Source organism: Actinotignum timonense, assembly GCF_900155575.1.
GTDB lineage: Bacteria > Actinomycetota > Actinomycetes > Actinomycetales > Actinomycetaceae > Actinotignum > Actinotignum timonense.
Genome location: NZ_LT706966.1, coordinates 118,208 through 119,135, shown reverse-complemented (window position 1 = coordinate 119,135; position 928 = coordinate 118,208). Strand labels below are relative to the sequence as shown.

At 64.7% G+C, this 928-nt stretch carries 1 protein-coding gene and 1 pseudogene; both read left to right on the top strand.

Going from position 1 to position 928, the window contains the following annotated elements:
- A pseudogene (locus CZ322_RS00530) lies at positions 1-209 on the top strand (NADP-specific glutamate dehydrogenase); the annotation flags it as partial.
- A gap of 108 nt (positions 210-317) precedes the next feature.
- On the top strand, positions 318-692 hold the full coding sequence (locus tag CZ322_RS00525) for a sterol carrier family protein (protein WP_087069773.1): 375 nt from the start codon (positions 318-320) through the stop codon (positions 690-692).
- Positions 693-928: the final 236 nt, after the last annotated feature.

Here is a 928-nt window from a genome sequence, read left to right as displayed (position 1 = left end):
CCGCGCTGGAAATGCAGCAGAATTCCGCGCGGCAAAGCTGGAGCTTCGAAAAGGTGGATGCCAAACTGCACGACATCATGCGCGATATCCACGACACCTCCCTGGATGCCGCCGCCCGCTACGGCCACGAAGGCAACTACGTGGTGGGCGCCAATGCCGCGGGCTTCGAGATGGTCGCGGAGGCGATGATCGCCCAGGGTGTGATCTAGGGGCGGCGTGCGCCCGGCGGATTGCCTACTTCGCCGGGCGGGCGCGCTCGCGGCGGCGCCGTCGTACCTTAGGTGCCGTTGTCATCCAAGGCGTCGTAGAGTGGATCCGTGACACGAAAAATCGATAGCGTGGACGCGCTGCCCCTCCTCGCCCGCTTTCGCGCAGGTGAGGAGCTCAGCGCGAGTGAGTCGCGCACGGCGGTGCGGTTTCTGCTCGAGGAGTTGGCTGCTCGGCATCCCGGGCACGCGGTGGAAATCCGAGTTCCGTATGTTGGCGCGGTGCAGGCGGTTGCCGGGGTGCGCCACCGGCGCGGTACCCCGCCGAATGTGGTCGAATGCGATGCGGGAACGTTCCTGGGATTGTGCGTGGGGACTCTGAACTGGGATGATGCTGTGGCTTCCGGGCGGGTGGACGCCTCCGGAACCCGCGCGAACCTCTCCGAGTTTCTCCCCCTGGTGCATGTGGCCGGTGCGGATCACTGAGCTGAGGGTGTGAAGCGCTGACCGCGGGAATCCCATAAGTCACACACGTCTCTGGAGCCTCAATAGTCACACGCGTCCCGGCGGGGGTAGTACGTGTTTTCCGAGCTGTAGTGCAGATGTCGTACACGCGAAGTACACCTCGGAAAAACACACCCGCCTCGGGCGGGGCGGGGGCGGCGGGATGGGCCATTTTCAAGATTCAGGGCTGCAAAAGGGGCATTTCGGACCGTCGCTAA